The sequence below is a fragment of the Paenibacillus agaridevorans genome (genome assembly GCF_003112455.1).
Classification (GTDB): Bacteria; Bacillota; Bacilli; order Paenibacillales; family Paenibacillaceae; genus Pristimantibacillus; species Pristimantibacillus agaridevorans.
The window spans coordinates 13,510-13,876 of the sequence record NZ_BDQX01000384.1 but is presented as its reverse complement, the minus strand read 5'-3'; the positions used below and the strand labels follow the sequence as shown (position 1 = coordinate 13,876).

At 66.2% G+C, this 367-nt stretch carries 1 pseudogene; it reads left to right on the top strand.

From position 1 onward, the window contains the following. Positions 1-367 (top strand): annotated as a pseudogene (locus PAT3040_RS39150) (MMPL family transporter); the annotation flags it as partial.

Here is a 367-nt window from a genome sequence, read left to right as displayed (position 1 = left end):
GGACGTCATCGTGAAGTCGGAGCAGCCGCTGGATACGCCGGAAGGACTTGCGGCGCTGGAGCAAGTAAGCCGCGAGCTCTCCAAGGTAGAAGGCGTGCAGACGGTTCGCAGCGCGACCCGTCCGACGGGGCAAGTGCTGGAGGACTTCCTCGTCTCCGATCAGGTGCTGACGCTCGACGATGGTCTCGGCAAGAGCGGAGACGGATTGAGCGAGATCAGCAGCGGTCTGGCGGAAGCCCGCAGCGCACTGGGAGATAACGCGCCGAAGCTTGCGGAGGCGGCGGACGGTGCAGGTCAGCTTGCAGCGGGCACGGAGGAGCTGCGCGATGGCGTGAACCAGCTAGCGGCGGGATTGCGCGCCATCGAG